General features: G+C 67.5%; 18 protein-coding genes. 9 read left to right on the forward strand and 9 right to left on the reverse strand.

What is annotated here, in order from left to right; translation table 11 throughout:
• Positions 1-100 precede the first annotated feature (100 nt).
• The 7 genes from JSV65_18070 to JSV65_18100 all read left to right on the forward strand — a co-directional run bounded on the left by JSV65_18070 (position 101) and on the right by JSV65_18100 (position 6,449).
• Positions 101-772 carry a ThuA domain-containing protein gene (locus tag JSV65_18070; GenBank protein ID UCH34407.1) on the forward strand — a complete coding sequence of 224 codons (672 nt, stop codon included), beginning with the start codon at positions 101-103 and terminating at the stop codon, positions 770-772.
• Positions 773-1,043: 271 nt separating this feature from the next.
• Positions 1,044-1,481, forward strand: coding sequence for a hypothetical protein (locus JSV65_18075; protein ID UCH34408.1), 438 nt, complete (start codon positions 1,044-1,046; stop codon positions 1,479-1,481).
• A gap of 18 nt (positions 1,482-1,499) precedes the next feature.
• Complete coding sequence (locus tag JSV65_18080) at positions 1,500-2,444, forward strand: YihY/virulence factor BrkB family protein (protein UCH34409.1); 945 nt, start codon at positions 1,500-1,502, stop codon at positions 2,442-2,444.
• A gap of 165 nt (positions 2,445-2,609) precedes the next feature.
• Entirely contained in the window at positions 2,610-3,278 is a 669-nt protein-coding gene (locus tag JSV65_18085; protein ID UCH34410.1) for a 50S ribosomal protein L9, read from the forward strand.
• Positions 3,279-3,476: 198 nt separating this feature from the next.
• Positions 3,477-4,835 carry a replicative DNA helicase gene (gene dnaB / locus JSV65_18090; protein UCH36836.1) on the forward strand — a complete coding sequence of 453 codons (1,359 nt, stop codon included), beginning with the start codon at positions 3,477-3,479 and terminating at the stop codon, positions 4,833-4,835.
• Between the two features lie 136 nt (positions 4,836-4,971).
• A complete protein-coding gene (locus tag JSV65_18095; protein ID UCH34411.1) occupies positions 4,972-5,403 on the forward strand; it encodes a hypothetical protein in 432 nt (143 codons plus the stop codon).
• 176 nt (positions 5,404-5,579) lie between these two features.
• On the forward strand, positions 5,580-6,449 hold the full coding sequence (locus JSV65_18100) for a sugar phosphate isomerase/epimerase (GenBank protein UCH34412.1): 870 nt from the start codon (positions 5,580-5,582) through the stop codon (positions 6,447-6,449).
• 134 nt (positions 6,450-6,583) lie between these two features.
• On the opposite strand, the gene JSV65_18105 is transcribed toward JSV65_18100, so the two are convergent.
• The 6 genes from JSV65_18105 to JSV65_18130 all read right to left on the reverse strand — a co-directional run bounded on the left by JSV65_18105 (position 6,584) and on the right by JSV65_18130 (position 14,161).
• Positions 6,584-7,615 carry a Gfo/Idh/MocA family oxidoreductase gene (locus JSV65_18105; protein UCH34413.1) on the reverse strand — a complete coding sequence of 344 codons (1,032 nt, stop codon included), beginning with the start codon at positions 7,613-7,615 and terminating at the stop codon, positions 6,584-6,586.
• A 239-nt stretch (positions 7,616-7,854) separates the two neighbouring features.
• Positions 7,855-9,462, reverse strand: a complete 1,608-nt coding sequence (locus JSV65_18110) for a D-aminoacylase (GenBank protein UCH34414.1) — start codon at positions 9,460-9,462, stop codon at positions 7,855-7,857.
• Positions 9,463-9,520: 58 nt separating this feature from the next.
• On the reverse strand, positions 9,521-10,924 hold the full coding sequence (locus JSV65_18115; GenBank protein UCH34415.1) for a sulfatase-like hydrolase/transferase: 1,404 nt from the start codon (positions 10,922-10,924) through the stop codon (positions 9,521-9,523).
• Positions 10,925-10,948: 24 nt separating this feature from the next.
• Positions 10,949-11,866 carry a hypothetical protein gene (locus JSV65_18120; GenBank protein ID UCH34416.1) on the reverse strand — a complete coding sequence of 306 codons (918 nt, stop codon included), beginning with the start codon at positions 11,864-11,866 and terminating at the stop codon, positions 10,949-10,951.
• Between the two features lie 127 nt (positions 11,867-11,993).
• Positions 11,994-13,280, reverse strand: a complete 1,287-nt coding sequence (locus JSV65_18125; GenBank protein ID UCH34417.1) for an MFS transporter — start codon at positions 13,278-13,280, stop codon at positions 11,994-11,996.
• Positions 13,262-14,161: a sugar phosphate isomerase/epimerase gene (locus JSV65_18130; protein UCH34418.1), complete on the reverse strand. Its 900-nt coding sequence runs from the start codon at positions 14,159-14,161 to the stop codon at positions 13,262-13,264. Before JSV65_18130 ends, JSV65_18125 begins: the two co-directional genes overlap by 19 nt.
• Before the next feature lie 112 nt (positions 14,162-14,273).
• Between JSV65_18130 and JSV65_18135 the strand changes: the two genes are divergently transcribed.
• Positions 14,274-14,618: a ferredoxin:thioredoxin reductase gene (locus tag JSV65_18135; protein ID UCH34419.1), complete on the forward strand. Its 345-nt coding sequence runs from the start codon at positions 14,274-14,276 to the stop codon at positions 14,616-14,618.
• Between the two features lie 28 nt (positions 14,619-14,646).
• The gene (locus tag JSV65_18140) at positions 14,647-15,177 is read left to right on the forward strand and encodes a thioredoxin family protein (protein ID UCH34420.1); all 531 of its coding nucleotides are present in this window, start codon (positions 14,647-14,649) and stop codon (positions 15,175-15,177) included.
• 165 nt (positions 15,178-15,342) lie between these two features.
• On the opposite strand, the gene JSV65_18145 is transcribed toward JSV65_18140, so the two are convergent.
• The 3 genes from JSV65_18145 to JSV65_18155 all read right to left on the reverse strand — a co-directional run bounded on the left by JSV65_18145 (position 15,343) and on the right by JSV65_18155 (position 16,996).
• Positions 15,343-15,546 carry a hypothetical protein gene (locus JSV65_18145; protein UCH34421.1) on the reverse strand — a complete coding sequence of 68 codons (204 nt, stop codon included), beginning with the start codon at positions 15,544-15,546 and terminating at the stop codon, positions 15,343-15,345.
• A gap of 194 nt (positions 15,547-15,740) precedes the next feature.
• The gene (locus JSV65_18150) at positions 15,741-16,151 is read right to left on the reverse strand and encodes a response regulator (protein UCH34422.1); all 411 of its coding nucleotides are present in this window, start codon (positions 16,149-16,151) and stop codon (positions 15,741-15,743) included.
• 200 nt (positions 16,152-16,351) lie between these two features.
• Positions 16,352-16,996, reverse strand: a complete 645-nt coding sequence (locus JSV65_18155) for a hypothetical protein (protein UCH34423.1) — start codon at positions 16,994-16,996, stop codon at positions 16,352-16,354.
• Between the last annotated feature and the right edge of the window lie 81 nt (positions 16,997-17,077).

Consider the following 17,077-nt stretch of genomic DNA (forward strand, 5'->3'; position numbering starts at 1 on the left):
GCCGCAGCACGCCGGAAGAGGTGCGTTCGCACGGGAGTCGAATCCACAACGGCGTTCCGGCAAGCGCGGCGCTTGCCGCAATCCAGCAAGGGAGAATGAGATGGCAGGAAGTACGATTCGCGCTCTGGCCTGGTCCGAGATGTCGGAGCCGGCCAACGTCTATCCCAACGGTATCAACGGCGCCTTGGCGGAGCACCTGAATACGTGCCAGGGCATCACCGCGAAAACGGCGCAGATCGGCGACCCGGATCAGGGCGTCCCCGAGGATGCGCTGGCCGAGACCGACGTGCTGTTGTGGTTCGGGCACGTCAAGCACGGCGACGTCACCGACGAGACCGTGGCCCGCGTCGTGAAACACGTCAAGGAGCGCGGCATGGGCTATCTCGCGCTGCACTCCAGCCACTTCGCCAAGCCCCTCAAGGCGCTCCTCGGCACCGCCTGCTCGTTTCGCGCCTACGTCCATGACGGCAAACCCGGCCGCATCCTCGTCGCCGCGCCCGATCACCCCATCGCGAAGGGAGTCGCGGACTTCGTCATCCCCAACGAAGAGTGGTACGGCGAGCCGTTCGAAGTGCCGACCCCGGAGGCGATCGTGATCGCAGGCGTCTACAACGATGACACGGAACTCACGCGCGACGGCCTGGTGTGGACGGTCGAGAAGGGCCGCGTGTTTTACTTCCGGCCGGGGCACGAAACCTACCCCATCTTCGTCATGCCGCAGGTGCAGAAGATCGTGGAGAACGGCGTGCGGTGGCTGGCCGGTAAAGCGTAAGCCGGAGCGGCCGGTTCCCAAGGCGCGCCACAGAGTCGCACAACCGTTCGGCGAACAGCGGCGGGGGCGCTTGTGACCAGACACGAGCCCCCCGCCGCGCGTTAATTGACACCCCCCTGCGGGTCTGCTAGAATGCACGCGCGCTCGGATGTGACGCGGCGCGCGTAGCCCAAATGCGCGCGCTGCAATCCCGATCGAGGACCGACCATTGCGACGGCGTTCATGCGGATGCGCTTGTGGGCGAGCCCCCGGCAAGGCCCGACTCCCGGTGGTGATCGGGCTTGTCATCCTCGCCGTCGTAATCGTACTCGCCGCCGTGCTGATCGCCGGACGCGACCGGACGCCGCCTCCGCCCCCCGTGCCGCCGCCACCGCCCGGACCGACTCAGAGCGCCCCGGACGCGGCGCGCGAGGCCGTGGTCACCTACATGCAGCACCTCCAGCACGGCGAATACGCCGAGGCCCACGCCCTGCTTTCCAAGGAGTCGCGCGAGCGCCATCCCCTGGATAAGTTCCAGCGCCAGGCGGAGCAGAGCGTCACCTTCTATGATCTGTCCTCCGCCCGCGTCAAGCTCACCAAGCCGGGGCGGGCCGAGGTGACCCTCCGCCAGGAGGAAGACCCGGCATCGGCGACGGTCATCGCGGTCCGAGAGGATGACGCGTGGCGCGTCGTGTACCTCGGCGGACGCCCAAGCCAACCGTATCCCTAGCGCGTTCCCGCAAAGGCTATGACGCGTATCTCCAACCCGATCCGTGGGCTCATCGGTTCGACCTTCAGGCCCGTCGTGCAGGTCTTCGACTTCCTGCGGGCGGTTGCCCGCGACTATTCCGCAAAACGGCTGTCCATCATCGCTGCCGGGCTGGCGTACTACACGTTCCTCGCGTTCTTCCCCTTCGTGCTCGTCATGTTGGCGGCGGCCGGGTACGCGCTCGGCTCCTCGGAGCAGCAGTACCAGGTGGTGGAGAACGCGCTGACCAGGGCGATGCCCACCGCCGGTCTCCGGATCCGGGAGCAGCTCGACACCATCGTCGCCAACCGCGCCGTGGTGGGCGGACTGGGGCTGCTCGCTCTGGTGTGGACCGCCTCCAACGCCTTCGCGATCATCATCCAGGCGCTGCGGATCGTGTGGGAGGTGAAGGTGCCGTCGAGGTTCGTCGTCATGCGCCTGCGCGCCCTGGCGCTCCTCGCCATCGCCGTGGTCTTCCTCCTGCTCTCCGTGCTCGCCAGTTCGGCGATGCCTGTCGTAGCGCACCTTCCCATGGCAGGAGTTGTGCGGCGGCTGGGTGAATTACCATTACTGTGGTGGCTCGCGTCGGCGGCGCTGTCGCTCGCGATAAGCTTTCTCGCCGTTCTCGTCCTGTATCGGATCGTACCGACGCCGCAGATCAAGCTGCGCCACGAGGCGGCGGGGGCGGCCTTCGCCGCGGTTTCGTGGGAGCTTGCCAAGAGCGGATTCGCCTGGTACCTGCAGAGGTTCGCCAATTTCGACCGCGTCTATGGCCCCGTCGGCGCCATCGTCATTCTGCTGCTGTGGATCTACATATCGGCGGTCATCGTGCTCGTCGGAGCTGAGATTGCAGCGGTCTACGCGGTGCGCGAGCGGGGCCCCGGCCCCGACCAAGCCGCACGATCCGCGCGATTGATGGAGATCCTGGGGGAGACCGAGCGGTGATCGGCGGACGGGACGTCCCGGGCCGCCATCGAGGAAAGCATCACGGCGCCGCCGGAACCGCCACCGGCCGACGCGGCGCCGAGTGTCACGCTGAAAGGAAAGAGACCTGCGCCGCCAGCGCCGCGACGAGCGGACCTGGCGCCGGCGCGAACCGTTGAGGGAGGGATGATGAGAGTAATACTCACCGAGGAAGTGCCCAACGTGGGCATGCCTGGCGAGCTGGTTGATGTTGCCGCGGGCTATGCGCGCAATTACCTGTTGCCGCGCAAGCTCGCGATTGCGGCGACCAAAGGCAGCGTCAAAGCACTCGATCACCACCGGCGCGGCATCGAGTCGCACCAGAAGAAGAGGGCCCAGAGCGCGGCCGCGGTTGGCGAGCGCGTGAGCGCAACGCCGATCACTATCTCCGCCAAGGCCGGGGAAACGGGCCGGCTCTACGGGTCTATCACCAGTGCCGCCATCGCCGAGGAAGTGCATCGCACCCTCGGCCTGGAATTGGACAAGCGCAAGATCGAGATTCCGGAGCCGATCAAGGTGCTCGGCGACCACGAGGTGAAGGTGCGCCTGCACCGCGATGTTCAGGTGCCGTTGACGGTCACCGTCGTGGCTGAGAGCGCGCCCGAGGAGGCCGCAGCGCCTCCGGCCGAGGGCGAGCCCTCGGCGACGGAGGACGCTGCACAGGCGCCCGAAGCTGCAGCCGCTGAAGCGCCGGCTCCTGCGCCTCCTGCCGAGCAGCCGCCCGCAGCCGCGCCATCGGCGGAGGATGACAGTGGCGCGGAGGCTGGGCAGGAACCCGCCGCGTCGGCCGGCGAACAGGAATCTACGCCGGAGTGATCTCGGCGGCCGGGTAGGTGGAGGGATGCGCCGGCGGGCCGTCCGTCGGGAACATCACGAGCCCGGCACGCCTGCCCGTGCCCGGGGATGCACCAATCGCGGGCACGCGCCGTAGTCCCGGGGGAGCGTCACATGGATACCACATCTGGCGGGCCCGCTCCGCGCTCTGGAGCGGCCGCCGCCGCGGATAGTGCCACAATCCTAGATCGAGTGCCGCCGCGCAGCGAGGAGGCTGAGCAAGCCACGCTCGGCGCCATGCTGCTCGAGCGCGAGGCCATCGCGCGCATCGTCAACATCGTTCAGCCCGGCGACTTCTACACCGACGCCCACCGCAATGTGTTCAACTGCGTCGTCGAACTCTTCAACGAGGGGCAGCCGGTGGACGTGGTCACCCTGGCCGAGCGGCTGCGGGTGCGCGACCTGCTGGAGCAAGTCGGTGGGCAGGCGTACCTGGCGCGCCTGCTCGACGCCGTGCCCACCGCGGCGAGCGCCGAGCGCTACGCCAACATCGTGCGGGACAAGGCGATCCTGCGCGACATGATCGGCGCCGCAAACCGCGTGCTCGCCAAGTGCTACGAGGACAGCGACGACATCCCCGAGCTGGTGGATACGTGCGAGCGAGTCATCTTCGAGGCCGGCGAGCGCACCGTCGCCTCCGCCTTCACCTCCCTCAAGCCGCTGCTCAGCGAGACCTACGACCGCATCGAGAAGATGAGCCAGACCGGCCTGCCCGGCACCGGCCTGCTGACCGGCTTTGCCGAGATAGACCTCATCACTTCCGGGCTTCAGCCCGCCGATATGGTGATCCTTGCCGCGCGCCCTTCGATGGGCAAGACGGCGCTCTCCCTTAACATCGCCACGCACGTCGCCCTGCGCCACAATCTGCCGGTGGCTTTCTTCAGCCTCGAAATGGCGAAGGAGCAGTTGGCCTTGCGCACGCTGTGCTCCGAGGCTTCCGTGGATCAGCAGCGCATCCGCCAGGGCGAGGTGGACGACGACGAGATGGAGCGCTTGGTGCGCGCGACCGAGACTCTCTACCACGCCCCCATCTTCATTGACGACACCGCAAGCATGAGCGTGCTGGAAATGCGCGGCAAGGCGCGGCGGCTGCAGGCGGAACTCGGCGGGCTCGGCCTCATCGTCGTTGACTACCTCCAGCTCATGCACGGCCACGGGCGATACGAGAACCGCACCCAGGAGATATCGCAAATTGCCCGCGGCCTCAAGACGCTCGCGCGCGAGTTGCGCGTACCGGTGCTCGCGCTGAGCCAGCTCAGCCGCGCGGTCGAGCTGCGGCAGGTGCGCCGGCCCATGCTCTCCGACCTGCGCGAGAGCGGTTCCATCGAGGCGGAAGCCGACGTCGTAAGCTTCATCTACCGCCCATCATACTACGGCGCGGACGAGTTGAAGCGCGCGGACTACAGCTCCGATGACCAGAGCGTCACCGAGGTCATCATCGCGAAGCAGCGCAACGGCCCCATCGGCACCGCGCGGCTTGCCTGGATCGGGAAGTACATTCGCTTCCGCCCGCTGGAGGAACTGCACCCGGTCGAATAGCATCCCGGCCCGGAAGCGTTGGCGGAGGTAGGCGCGTCACGCCACCCGCGCCGATGCGCCGGGCGTCCGGCGCTGTCACTACATAACCGGGAAAGGCCCGCTGGCGGCGGCGCCTCCCGTGGGAGAGTGACTGACAATGGAGCATTATCGCATCGCCGCGGCGGCCGTCACCGGTCTTCTCGGCCTGTGCTTCCTGATCGGTTTCTTCAAGGCCTTCCTCGAGCGCATCTACCTCGGCCTGCTCGGGTTCAGCTTCATTGCCCTCGCGGCGGCGTTTCTCATAGCGGCGCCCGCCCTGGCGTGGCTCAAGATCGTGCTCCTCGTGGTTGCCGGGCTTCTCTTCGTTAGCGCGGCGTTCTTCGCGGTCGTTCAGACCATGGCACAGATGCGCCTCATTCAGGAGCGCCGCAAGGGCCTCGAGCGGGAGATGTGGGAGTACCTGGAGCAGCTCAAGCAGCGCGCCGCAGAGGAAGCGGCGGCCGCGGATACGGGGCAACCCGCCGAGTCGGCGGAGGCGAGCGACGGCGACACCGAGCCAGGTGATGCGGGCAGCGAGACCCAGGAGTAATCCCGATGCGCGTCGTGCTCGACCCGCATGCACCTGATTCCGTTTGCAGCGGGACGAGTCGGCCCTCGGCGGCTGCGGAGCCTGCCGAGCATGACTGCCGGGAGACGCGTTCGCTTCGCTCGGCGGTGGCGCGCGGGCGCGGGCCTGCGGTGTTATTCTGTCAGGAGAGGTGAGCGATGTTCAGGCTTGGCGTAATGACGGACGAGATCTCGCAGGATTTCGCGTATGCGGTGCGCGTGTGCCAGGAGTACAAGCTGCAGACCGTCGAGATCAGATCGGCGTGGGATAAGCCGCCCCAGGAGTTGGCCGACAAGGACGTCGCCGAGATCGCGCGCATCCTCGAGCCGACGGGGATGAAGGTCTCCAACATCGCCTCGCCGTTCTACAAGTGCGACATCGACGACGAGGCCGCAGTCAAGGAGCACCACCGGATTCTCGCCCGGTGCATTGAGGTCGGGCGCAAGCTGGGCAGCAACATTATCCGGGGATTCACGTTCTGGAATACCGGGCGCACCGAGGAAGTGTGGGGCAAGATACTGGAGCTCTACGAGAAGCCGGTGCAGATTGCCGCGGAAGCGGACGCCATCATCGCCATCGAAAACGAAGCCGCGACCAGCCTTGCCACCGCGCGGCTGCTCCAGCGCTTCCTCGCCGACCTCGACGCCCCCAACGTCAAAGCCCTGTGGGATCCGGCGAACGAGGTCTTTGCCGACGGCGGCGAGCGGCCGTTCCCCGAGGCCTTCCGCCGCATCGAAAAGGAGATGGTGCATTTCCACCTCAAGGACGCCCGCCGCAATGAGGACACCGGGCAGCCCGAGTGCACCCCGGTCGGCGAGGGTGTCATTGACTGGCAGGGGCAACTCGCCGACCTGCTCGCGTCAGGCTATGCCGGCGCCGTTTCGCTCGAAACCCACTGGCGCCCGCAGGCGCTGACTGAGGAGCAGTTGAACCGCCCCGGAGGCGCCGCGTTCTCCGAGTCCGGCGAATACGCCTCGCGCCTGTGCCTCGACAACCTGATGCGGATCATGAAGCAGGTCGCGGGGTAGCAAACAGCCGCCGTTCGCCGCGGGTGAATGCCGATTCGGGGTCCGACGACATCCCATCGTCAGCCCGGCAGGCATTTGCCCTGAACCGGCGTCGAAAGGCCCTCGCCTGCCAACTCCATCTGCCGCGCCGGCCCTCAGGTCTGCCAGGAGATGTCCACCGGCTCGCCCGAATCCGCGGACTGCTCCATCGCCTGAATGACGCGCGTCGCGGCGAGACCATCCTCGCCGGTCACCAGCGGCTCGCCGTCGTTGACCACACAGTCCACGAAGTGCCGGATACTCTCAACCGCGAACCCCAGCGGCTTGCCGTACACCGTGGGCTGAATGAACGTGTCGGGGAAAGCCGCTTCGTTCTGCGTGTAACGCTCCAGCATGCGGTGGTGGCTGCCGTCCACGTACAGCGCGCCCTGGTCGCCGACAATCTCGAACTTCAGGTCAATGATGTTCGGCGTCGTCTCGGGCAGGATCCACCCGTTCTCCATGAGCGCCGTCGCGCCGCTCGGGAACTCGAGGGCGGTCTGGTAGAAATCGGGAGTCTCGATACCGCGCGCGGTGAGGGTGCGCGCGCGCCGCATGCAGTAGACCCGATGCGGCCTCTCGCCGAGTAGCCAGTGCATCGTGTCCACGCTGTGGCTCGACAGGAACCACGCGACGGTGGACTTGCCCGCCCAGCTCAGCATCTGCGTCGGCACCCAGATCGTGTCGCTCAGCCGGTAGTACATGTACATCGGCGCGCCGATCTCGCCCGCTTCAATCGCCGCCTTCGCCTTGAAGAACGGCGGGCTCCACCGATTGTGGAAGTCCACCATCAGCTTGACCTTGGCTTGTTTCGCCGCGGCGATGATCTCCTCGCAGTCCGCGACGGTGAACGCGAGGGGCTTCTCGACCAGCAGGTGCTTGCCCGCGCGCAGCACCGCAAGCGCCGGCTCGACGTGCGCGAAGTCGGGCGTCGCGATGCCCACCGCGGCAATCGAATCATCGCCGGCGATCTCGTTGAAGTCGGTGCACCAGCGCTGCGCCCTCGCGCTCTGCGCGACCTCCTTCGCCCGCCCTTCGTTGGCATCGCACACCGCCGCCAACTCCACGTGTGGATGCTCCGCAAATATCCGCGCGTGGGTGCTTCCCCACGTCCCCGCGCCGATTACCGCAAACCGTATTCGCTTCATCGCTTCCTCCGTCTTACGTCGTCCGCGGCGCACGTCGTTCCGTGACACAAGCCCCATGTCATTCCGAGCCGCAGGCGGCGCTTGCCCGCCGGTGGCGAGGAATCTCGGCGGCGCATGACGCCCCCGCCCCACGCTGCCCTGCGATCCGCGCCGGGATCCCTGCCCGAGGCAGGTGAGCTTCGCTCGCTGTACGCGCCCTGAATGACAGACCGATGCGCCCTGCCGTTCCACGCTTTCGCTCACGGTGACGCGATACCTGCGCCGCGCCCCCGCAGCACCCGGCCCGGCAGCGCGCCGGTCAGCGCGCCGTCGCGCGCGACGATGCGCCCGTTGACCCAGACCCCCTTGATCCCCTGCGGCGGCTGGATCGGATCCTCGTACGTCGCCCGGTCCGCGATGCTCTCGGGGTCGAAGAGCACCAGATCCGCGTGCGCGCCCCGGCGCAGCACCCCGCGATCCGTCAGCCCCAGCCGCCGCGCGGGCAGCCAGGTCATCTTCCGTATCGCTTCGCCGAGCCCGATGACTTTCCGCTCGCGGACGTAATGGCCGAGCACGCGCGGGAACGTCCCGAACGCGCGCGGGTGGGGCTTGCCCCGCGCCCGCGGGCCGGCCGTCGCGCGCGCGGACGCGTCGCTGCCGACCATGACCGCGGGATGTTTCATCACCCGCTCGATATCCTTCTCACACATCGCGAAGCGCACCATGGACACGTGCCCGCGCTCGCGCACGATGAGTTCGATGACCGCCTCGGGTTCGCTCATCTCCAGCTGCCGCGCCGCCTGCGGCACGGTCAGCCCCTCGGCCCAACGATTCCCGTCGGCCTTGACCTGGGCGATGCGGACCTGCTCCCATGCCTCGGGCGGCAAGCCTTGGAAGTCCGCCGCGGCGCGCCGCCGCGTGTCCGCATCGAGCAAGCGGCGGCCCGCCGCCTCCGCCCCACCCTCCTGCGCCCACTCCGGCAGCAGCACGTACAGGCCGGTGCTCGTCGCGGTGTAGGGATACTGATCGGCGGCGACGTCCATGCCCGCCTGCCGCGCGAAGTCGAGCAGCGCCAGGCTGTGTTCGACCAGGCCCCAATTCGCCTCGCCGCACACCTTGTGGTGCGCGAGCTGTACCGCGCACCCGCTGCGACGGCCGACTTCGAGCGCTTCCCCGACCGCGTCGAGCAGTTGTCCCCTCTCGTCGCGCAGGTGGGTGGCGTAGAAGCCGCCCACCGCTCCCGCCGCGCGGCATACCTCGCCGATTTCGGCCGCGTCTGCAGACGTCTGCGGCGGGTAGATGAGCCCGCTCGACACGCCCACCGCGCCGGCACTCATGGCCGCGGCCACCTCGGCCTGCATGACACGGATCTCCTGCTGCGACGCCGGGCGCTGCTCGTAGCCCATCACCGCCGCCCGCACATTGCCGTATCCGACCAGGCATGCGAAGTTGAGCCCAATCCCGCCGGCTTCCAGGAGCGCCAAGAACTCCGCCAGCGTCTCCCACGTCACCGCCATGCCGAAGTCCGCCAGCTCGGCTTCGGCCTCGGCGCGTACCGCGTCCACCATCGGCGCGGGCGACCCCCCGCAGTTGCCGCCGACCTCCGTCGTCACCCCCTGCAGCACTTTGCTTTCGGCATGCGGCGCCGCGAGGAGCAGGTAGTCGGAGTGGCCGTGGATATCAATGAACCCGGGCGCCAGTGCAAGCCCCTCGCAGTCAATGACCTCATGCGCGCGCGCCCCCTCGGCGTCGCCGACGAACGCGATGCGGTCACCGGCCACGCCGACATCGGCCGAGAACGGGGTGGTGGCCGTGCCGTCGATCACCCTGGTCTTGCGAAAAAGGAATGTGAGTTCTGATGCTGCCATGGGTGCGTCGCGCGTCTGACACCGGGCCGCGCTGCCTGCTGCCAGCCGCGCGGATGATTCACCTCAAGTCGAAGTTCCAGCGCAGCAGCGGGTCGCCGACCCGCTCCATCCACTCCGCCAGTCTATCCTTCATCTGCCGCAGCGGGTCGGCGTAGTCCGCGTCCTCCGCCAGGTTGCGCAGCTCGAATGGATCCGCGCGCTCGTCGTACAGTTCGTCCAGACCATCGGGGTAATAGACGTACTTCCAGTCGTCGTCACGCACCATGCGCAGCGAGCACAGCGAGTACTCGTCCCCGTGGAACTGCGAGTAGATGCTGTCCGGCCAGTCGGGCTGCTCCCCGCACAGCCATGACGCGAGGGATCTCCCGTCACGCGAGCCGAGCGCCTCGACGCCCGCCGCCTCCAGCAGCGTCGCGGGCACATCAATCGCGCTCACGTACGCCTCGCACACCGCGCCTTGCTGCGACACACCCGGCCAGCGCATCACGAGCGGGATGCGATACAGCTCCTCGTACATGATCGCGCCCTTGTTGAAAATCTTGTGGCTGCCGGAGAGGTCGCCGTGGTCCGTGGTGAAGACGACCAGGGTATCGTCGCTCATGCCGAGGCCGTCCAGGGCTGCCAGTATGCGCCCGATCTCGTGGTCTATCAAGCTGGTCAGCGCAAAGTACCGCGCGACGTACACGCGCCACTGCTCCCACGGCGCGTCAATCCCGTTGCGCAGCACCGCGTAGCGCCAGTGCGAGCGCGGCTTGCCCTCGAATGTCTCGTCGAAGTTGCCCCACGGCGGGATCGTTTCGGGATCGTACCTCGCCGCCCACTCCGGCGGCACGTAGCACGGGAAGTGCGGCCCTTCGAACGAGCAGACCAGAAAGAATGGCTGCGCATCATCTCGCTTGTAGCGTTCGAGCGCCTCGATCGTGCGCGAGGCGAGGAACGCGGGCCGCAGTTGATCCCCGCGCGCGTTGGTGATCGCGGCCCAGGGCATGTCGCGGCCGCGCCGCACGCGGCCGACCGGGTCGGTCAGCTCCTGCCCGAAGCCGGTGCTGCGCAAGTACTCGCCGAAGCCGCGGCCTTCGATGTACTCCGTGTCCGCGAAGCCGCGCTCGGCCGCCTTCGCGGCCGACCCGATGTGCCATTTCCCGATGTACCCGCAGCGGTAGCCGCCGCGCGACAAGGCCTCGCTGATCGTCGGCACCTCGTCGCGCAGCTCCGGGCATACCGAGTCCTTGGCGTGCGTGTTATTGAGCATGCGATGGTTGTGCGCCCACAGGCCGGTGAGCAGCGACGCGCGCGCCGGCGAGCAGATGCCGACGGAGGAATAGTGCTTGACGAAGTTGACGCCGGATTCCGCCAGCGCGTCGGTGTGCGGCGTCCGGGAGATCTCGCTGCCGCAGCAGCCGGTGGCGTCGAACCGCTGCTGATCGGTCATGATGAACAGGATGTTCGGTCGGTCGGGCATTGTCGCGAAATCCGGGTCGGCAATCTACTTATCCGAGCCCACCATCACCGGCTGGGTGTACACCTTGCGCCCGTCGGCGTCCTCGACCTCCGCGCGGACGTAGATCTCGTCTCCGCGCACCGCGTACGACGCCTCGCCGCTCCCGCGATTGGCGCGCGCCAGTTGCTCCCCGCCGCGGCCGATGAAGCGGATCACCCTCGCGCCGTCGGCGGCGACTCGGTATTCGCTCCCCGCCTTCCCCTCCCCCCGGTTGACGTCCAGCACGAGAGCCGCGCAGCCCTCCTGCACCGCGATGAATTCGCCCCGGCGCAGCGCCTCCAGCACCGGCCACTGCTCCAACTTCCCGGCACGCACCTCGACGTAGCCGAAGCGCCCGAGGTGGCTGATGTGGTGGATGTCGGTCGCCTTCGAGCCGTAGAGCACCATCCCCTCCGCGAGCGCCTGGTCCCACAGCCGCACGGCGAAGACGACCTCCTCCGCCTTGCGCTCCTCCTCGTTGGCGTGGATCTCGATGATCCGCGCTCCCCGCGCGACGGCGTCGCGGATGTCATCCATCTCCCAGCGCCGGTCGGCGGGGTGGTTGATGCGAATCAGCGCCTTCGGAATCCGCTCGTTGATCTTGTCGAAGCCCTCGGGGACATGCCAGTAATCGGTTTCCGTGTCGGGGAACGGGATATGATTCGGCGCGATGCTGAGGTGGGCGTACTTGTCGGCACGCGAGAGGAACGCCTGCTCCGAGCCGTGGATGACCAGGAAGTCCGGCCGAGTCAGCGACCCCTGCGGCGGGATTATCTCCACCGGCTCCATGTCCTTGTACTCCAGGATCACGAAGTCATACCCCAGCTCCTGCAGCATGGGGATCGTGTCCGCCACCGGCACCTGCTTGACCCAGTGGTAGTGAATGTCGCCCTTGTACCAGGTGGAACCTCCGGCTGTGCGCATCAACACGTCCTTTCGCTTGGTTTGCTCATCATCCCCAGCGGGTTTGACTTTGACGGCGCGAGCACGGGCTCCTGCACCAGCGGGCGCGTGGCTTGACGCATTCCAGGGAAGGCAGCGCGCGGATCCCTCACGTTGCGCCCGGCTGCTCGACTCGAGCGCGGAACGCGATCAGATACACGACGGCGGACGAGACCACGGAGGCGGCGGCGACGAGGTACGCCGATGCAAGGCCCCACGCGGCCGCGATTGCGAGCCCGACCAGCGGGCCGCACGCTGACCCGAGGTCGAGCAGCGTCACGTAGGTGCTGACGAATCGGGCCCGGTCGCGATCGGTCGTCAGGTCCCTCACCGTTGCATCGAGCGCGGGCGCGACCGCCGCCGCGGCGACCGCCAGCAGCAACACCGCGCCGACGATCAGCGCCAGGTGCGTCGTTCCCGCGAGCAGCACGTGGCACGCGATCGCGACCAGCAACGCCGCCACGATGACGAGCCGCCTGCCCAAGACATCCGAGGCGTGCCCGAACACGGGCGAGAGCACCAGCGACAATCCCGGCCGCACGCCGATCAGGATGCCGGTCAGCGACGCTACGCCAAGCGTGAGGCCGAGCACCGGGATCGTCGCCCCGAGGCGCACCAGCAGGAGCCGGCCAAGGGTGGCGACGACGATGCTGCTGATCGCGAACAGGCTGCAGAAGCCGACCCAGCAGACCGCGACGCGGCGCGCTCGCAGCAGCCGCGCGTGGGCAGGCGGGTCGTCCGTCGCATACTCCGCGATATCCCCGTCGGCGATCGCGTCCGGGTCCGCGATTGCGCTCGTCGGTTCGCAGCGGGCGCCGCGCGGCGGCGGACGGCGTGCGGCAACGGCGGCGCCGGTGAGGCCGATCGCCGCGAACGCAAACAGCGCGCGGCTGAAGCCGATCGCATCCGTCAGCACACCGCCAAGGACGCTGCCGGCGAGGGTCCCGATGCGAACGATGGACTGCGAGGTGCCCATCACGCGGCCGATGTTGGAGGAAGACGAGGTCTCGTACGCGGTCTGGTACCATTCCAGCCGCAGGAACGACCAGCAGAAACCCCATAGGATGCGCAGCATGAGGAAGGCGAAAAAGCCCCGCGCGACGCCGTAGCCCGCCGTGATCGCCGCGCCGACGATCAGCGCGGCGAAGAACGGGATGCGCCGCCCGTGCTTGTCGCAGATGCGGCCCGCCCACGTGTTGGTCAGCAAGCGCACGAAGCGGTTGGCGGAGAGGATGACGCCGAGCAGACCCACACTCACCCCCACCGATTCCGCGCGCGACGGGAGCACCGCGTACATCGTGGCATCGCCCAACAGCGACAGCGCCACCGCCGCCGCCACCGCGAGCAGCCGCGCTTCCATGCCCTCGACCAGCGCCGCTAATCGCCGACGTACCACCGCTGCTCCATCGTCAGCGTTCCGCCCCACAGCCCGCGCAGCATCTCGCGCGCCTCCGCGCACACCGCGATCACCTGCGCGATGTCATTGCCCTGCAGCTCGAACACGATCGGTCCGCGAAAACCCACCTTGCGTACCGCCGCCGCCACCGCCGGATAGTCAATCACATTGTTGCGGTTCACCGGCACGTGCTCCATGAACCCGCCCCAGTAGTGAACGACCCCGTTGAAGTGGATCTCCACGAGCCGGTCGGCGAATTCCTCGATCAGCGCCGCCGGGTCAACACCCTGCATCGCCGTATGACCGAGGTCAATGTTGACGCCCATGTCCGGCACTTCCGCGAACACGCGGCGCAGCCGCCCGACCGCGCCGGTCTCGTACCCCACGCGCAGAGCGCGCCGCTCCGCGTACTCGACCGCCCGCCGCGCAAACGAAACCTCGTGCGCGAGCAGCTCCTCCTCGGGCCGAATGAAGCCCGGCGTCGCGTGGCCGGAATGAAAGGTGACGATCTCGACCCCCAGGTCTATGGCGAGGTCCATGCACTCGAAGTACTGGCGCACGGACTCCTCGCGGATGCCGCGATTCGCCGACGCGATGTTGAGGTCGAGATGCGGCGCGTGAACCGTGCTGAAGCGGAATCCCGCCAGGCGCTGCCGCAGCACCTGGCGCTGCTCGGGGAGAAACTCGCGCGGCCACAGGCCGACGTTGGGGATGTTGTGCGGGTGGCCGATTTGCGCCTGCGCATCGGCGGGCACGATCTCGAATCCGGCAAATCCCGCGTCGAGCACCGCGTCCGCCGCCTGCTCGAGCGTCTCGCCGTGGGTCGCCGGCATGAAGTGCGTCGAAATGCCGAACTGCTCCTCGATACTCTGGTCTGCCATGCCGCTCTCTTTGCTGTCTGACGCTCCGAGGTCCTTTCGACCGGGTTCACCGCCGCTCCTGCGGACGCCGGGTTACCCACACCCGCGGGTGGTCTGCTATAATCGGGGGGCTATGGATGGCAGTGCAAACCGCCGCGAGCCGCATGACGTCACGCTGCACGACGTGCGGCAACTCGTCCACCGCCGCATCGAGCGCTACCTGCGGCGCAGCCCGTATCGCTTGTTCCCCGACGAGACAGTCGTGCGTAGCCTCGTCACCCGCCTCGCGCGCAACCTCGTCGCGCACGGCCGCCAGTACTGCCCGTGCCGCAAAGTCACCGGCGACCGCGCCGCGGACCGCCCCAACATCTGCCCCTGCCGCACCCACCGCGCCGAGATCGCCCGCGACGGCCACTGTGAATGTCGGTTGTTCGTCAGCCAGGAATTCATCGAGCGCCGGTCAAACGATAAGCCGTAGGCAATCTCGGGCGAAGGGAGGAGAAACGATGTCACTCGCGATCGGAGATCAAGCGCCGGACTTCGAACTGCCGGGAGTGGACGGACGCAACTACACACTCGCCGACTTCGCGGATATCCCCGTCTTGGCCGTCATCTGGTCGTGCAACCACTGCCCGTACGTCGTCGCTTACGAGGACCGCATGGTGCAGCTCCAGCGCGACTACGCCGACAATGGCGTGCAGTTCGTGGCGGTCAATTCCAACGACGAGCGCCGCTACCCGGAGGACGATTTCGATCACATGGTCGAGCGCGCCCGCAGCAGGGACTTCAACTTCCCGTATCTGCGCGACGAGGCCCAGACGGCGGCGGAAGCCTACGGCCCGGCCGTGACCCCCGAGGTATTCCTCTTCAACGTGGACCGCGAGCTCGTCTATCGCGGGCGCATAGACGACAACCCCGACAACGCGGCGGCGGTGAAGAAGCACGACCTGCGCGAGGCGCTCGACGCGCTGCTCGCAGGCGAGGCGATACCGACGCCCCAGACCGATGCCGTCGGCTGCAGCGTGAAGTGGAAGTAGGCGGGGTCAACTCAGGCTGAGCACAGACGGAAGCAGCTCCTCGCCCCCGACTCGGTGCGACGGAACGGCCTTACGGCGGTGAGCATGGCACGAGGTCTAATGCGGGAGGCGGGCGCGCCGCGGGAGCGCGGCGCGGGCTCGGCCGATGCGGGGGCGGCGATCGCCTCAGGCGGCTGCCTGAATGATGCTCTGCAGGCCGGAAACGGACTCCTCGATCTCGCTGATCTTGTCATTGCAGCGCGCGATAAGCCGATTCGCCTGCGCCAGAGGGTCGGTCCGCTTGCGCCGGATCACCTCAATGGCGACGACCAGGCTCGCGGCGAACGCCAGCCCGCCGAGGATCAGCCACTTCTCACCATTCTTTGACATCGGAGTCGCTCCGCTGTGCAGCCCCCAGACAGAAAACGTCCGCGCAAAGCAACTGCGCCGACGGTTTTATACCCGAAACCAGCCCCGCCCTAACATTGTCCGGGCAGCGCTGTGAGCCTCGCGCGCGCTATTCATGCACGCCGCGCCTACCGCCGGACTGGGTGGCGCGCCAGAGCATCATGAATGAATCCAAGCTAGACTTCGTAGGTATTGTCGTCGCCGCCCTCGTCGTAGCTCTCGAAGATCCGCTTGACGAACGTCAACAGCTCGAGCGGGTTGAATGGCTTGGTGAGATAGCAGTCAACGCCCGATGCCCACCCGCGGAAGACGTCGGCGTCCTGCGCCTTGGCGGTCAGCATCACGACCGGGATGTTCTTCGTCTTGTCGTCCGACTTGAGGCGCTTCAGCACCTCGAACCCGTCCATGTGCGGCATCATGACGTCGAGCACGATCAGGTCCGGCTTGTCCGATGCCACCTTCTTTAACGCCTCTTTCCCGTCGAAGGCAGACACCACCTGGTACCCCGCGCGCTCCAGGTTGACCTGCACCAAACGCACGATGTGACGCTCGTCATCTACCGCGAGAATCTTCTTCTGCTTGGGCATCTAGCTCAGCCTCCTGCACCCCCGGCGCGAGTATAGCACAGCCCCTTGCCAGTGTCAACGCGACCCCCTCCAGAGCGAAGGGGGTCGCGAAACGGGATTCCGTCTTCGATTCATCACCTGCGCCCCGATCACGCCGCGCCGCCGCCCCCGTACCCGGCCGGCGCCGACAGCTCTCTCGCGCCGCCTCGGCGCGCCGGCCGCTAGAACATCTTGTTGTAGCTGACCCCAAGGCCGAGGTCGTCAAGATCGTTGAGCCACGCCGCATGCGCGCGGAAACCATAGCCGATGTTCAGTCGCGCGCCCAGATTGACGTCTGCGGTATCGTACTCGGCGATCAGGAACAGGCGATCGCCGAGCGCCGCCGACGCGGCGAGGAATATGCCGTCGAGGGCGCCGCCGGCGCCGCCGATGTGCGCCCGCAACCCCGTAACTTCGCCGTCGAACACGCGCGCGCGACCCGCCACGACTTTGCTCGCGACCACGTACACCGTGCTCTCGATCTCATCCGTCGGGTCGAGCACACCGACCGCCACTGCCGCGTGCGCCTCGGTTTCCGGCCGGATGCGGTACTTGGCATTGAGCACGGTCTCGCTTTCCGCCAGCTCGACCCTCGTCCGCAGCACGCCGATCTCGAGGTTGTCGCGCAGTCCCATGTTGGCCGCGTATGCCGTCTCGTCCCCGTCGGTGAGATCAACATTGAACCACGCGAGATTGAACTCGTTCAGGTTCAGGGTATCCGCGTCCGGCACCCGCAGCAACCCCGTGAACCCGAGGAATGACGGCGCCGCCGCAACCGTCTGCGCGACCAGTAGGGTTACGATAAACACTATCGCCAGTCGAGCCATAAAGACCTCCTTCCGACCGCTTTCCGCTGAAGCAGGCGGTTGTCCCAGGCGAATGCAAGCACCATATTCTCAAGCTCTGCA

The organism is Armatimonadota bacterium (assembly GCA_020354555.1).
In the GTDB taxonomy this organism is placed as follows: Bacteria; Armatimonadota; Hebobacteria.

What these genes read in the sequence shown, in the direction of transcription:
- JSV65_18070 (UCH34407.1), top strand. Translation starts at nt 101, where the DNA reads ATGGCAGGAAGTACGATTCGCGCTCTGGCCTGGTCCGAGATGTCGGAG.
- JSV65_18080 (UCH34409.1), top strand. Translation starts at nt 1,500, where the DNA reads ATGACGCGTATCTCCAACCCGATCCGTGGGCTCATCGGTTCGACCTTC.
- JSV65_18085 (UCH34410.1), top strand. Translation starts at nt 2,610, where the DNA reads ATGATGAGAGTAATACTCACCGAGGAAGTGCCCAACGTGGGCATGCCT.
- JSV65_18095 (UCH34411.1), top strand. Translation starts at nt 4,972, where the DNA reads ATGGAGCATTATCGCATCGCCGCGGCGGCCGTCACCGGTCTTCTCGGC.
- JSV65_18100 (UCH34412.1), top strand. Translation starts at nt 5,580, where the DNA reads ATGTTCAGGCTTGGCGTAATGACGGACGAGATCTCGCAGGATTTCGCG.
- JSV65_18105 (UCH34413.1), bottom strand. Translation starts at nt 7,615, where the DNA reads ATGAAGCGAATACGGTTTGCGGTAATCGGCGCGGGGACGTGGGGAAGC.
- JSV65_18110 (UCH34414.1), bottom strand. Translation starts at nt 9,462, where the DNA reads ATGGCAGCATCAGAACTCACATTCCTTTTTCGCAAGACCAGGGTGATC.
- JSV65_18115 (UCH34415.1), bottom strand. Translation starts at nt 10,924, where the DNA reads ATGCCCGACCGACCGAACATCCTGTTCATCATGACCGATCAGCAGCGG.
- JSV65_18120 (UCH34416.1), bottom strand. Translation starts at nt 11,866, where the DNA reads ATGCGCACAGCCGGAGGTTCCACCTGGTACAAGGGCGACATTCACTAC.
- JSV65_18130 (UCH34418.1), bottom strand. Translation starts at nt 14,161, where the DNA reads ATGGCAGACCAGAGTATCGAGGAGCAGTTCGGCATTTCGACGCACTTC.
- JSV65_18135 (UCH34419.1), top strand. Translation starts at nt 14,274, where the DNA reads ATGGATGGCAGTGCAAACCGCCGCGAGCCGCATGACGTCACGCTGCAC.
- JSV65_18140 (UCH34420.1), top strand. Translation starts at nt 14,647, where the DNA reads ATGTCACTCGCGATCGGAGATCAAGCGCCGGACTTCGAACTGCCGGGA.
- JSV65_18145 (UCH34421.1), bottom strand. Translation starts at nt 15,546, where the DNA reads ATGTCAAAGAATGGTGAGAAGTGGCTGATCCTCGGCGGGCTGGCGTTC.
- JSV65_18150 (UCH34422.1), bottom strand. Translation starts at nt 16,151, where the DNA reads ATGCCCAAGCAGAAGAAGATTCTCGCGGTAGATGACGAGCGTCACATC.
- JSV65_18155 (UCH34423.1), bottom strand. Translation starts at nt 16,996, where the DNA reads ATGGCTCGACTGGCGATAGTGTTTATCGTAACCCTACTGGTCGCGCAG.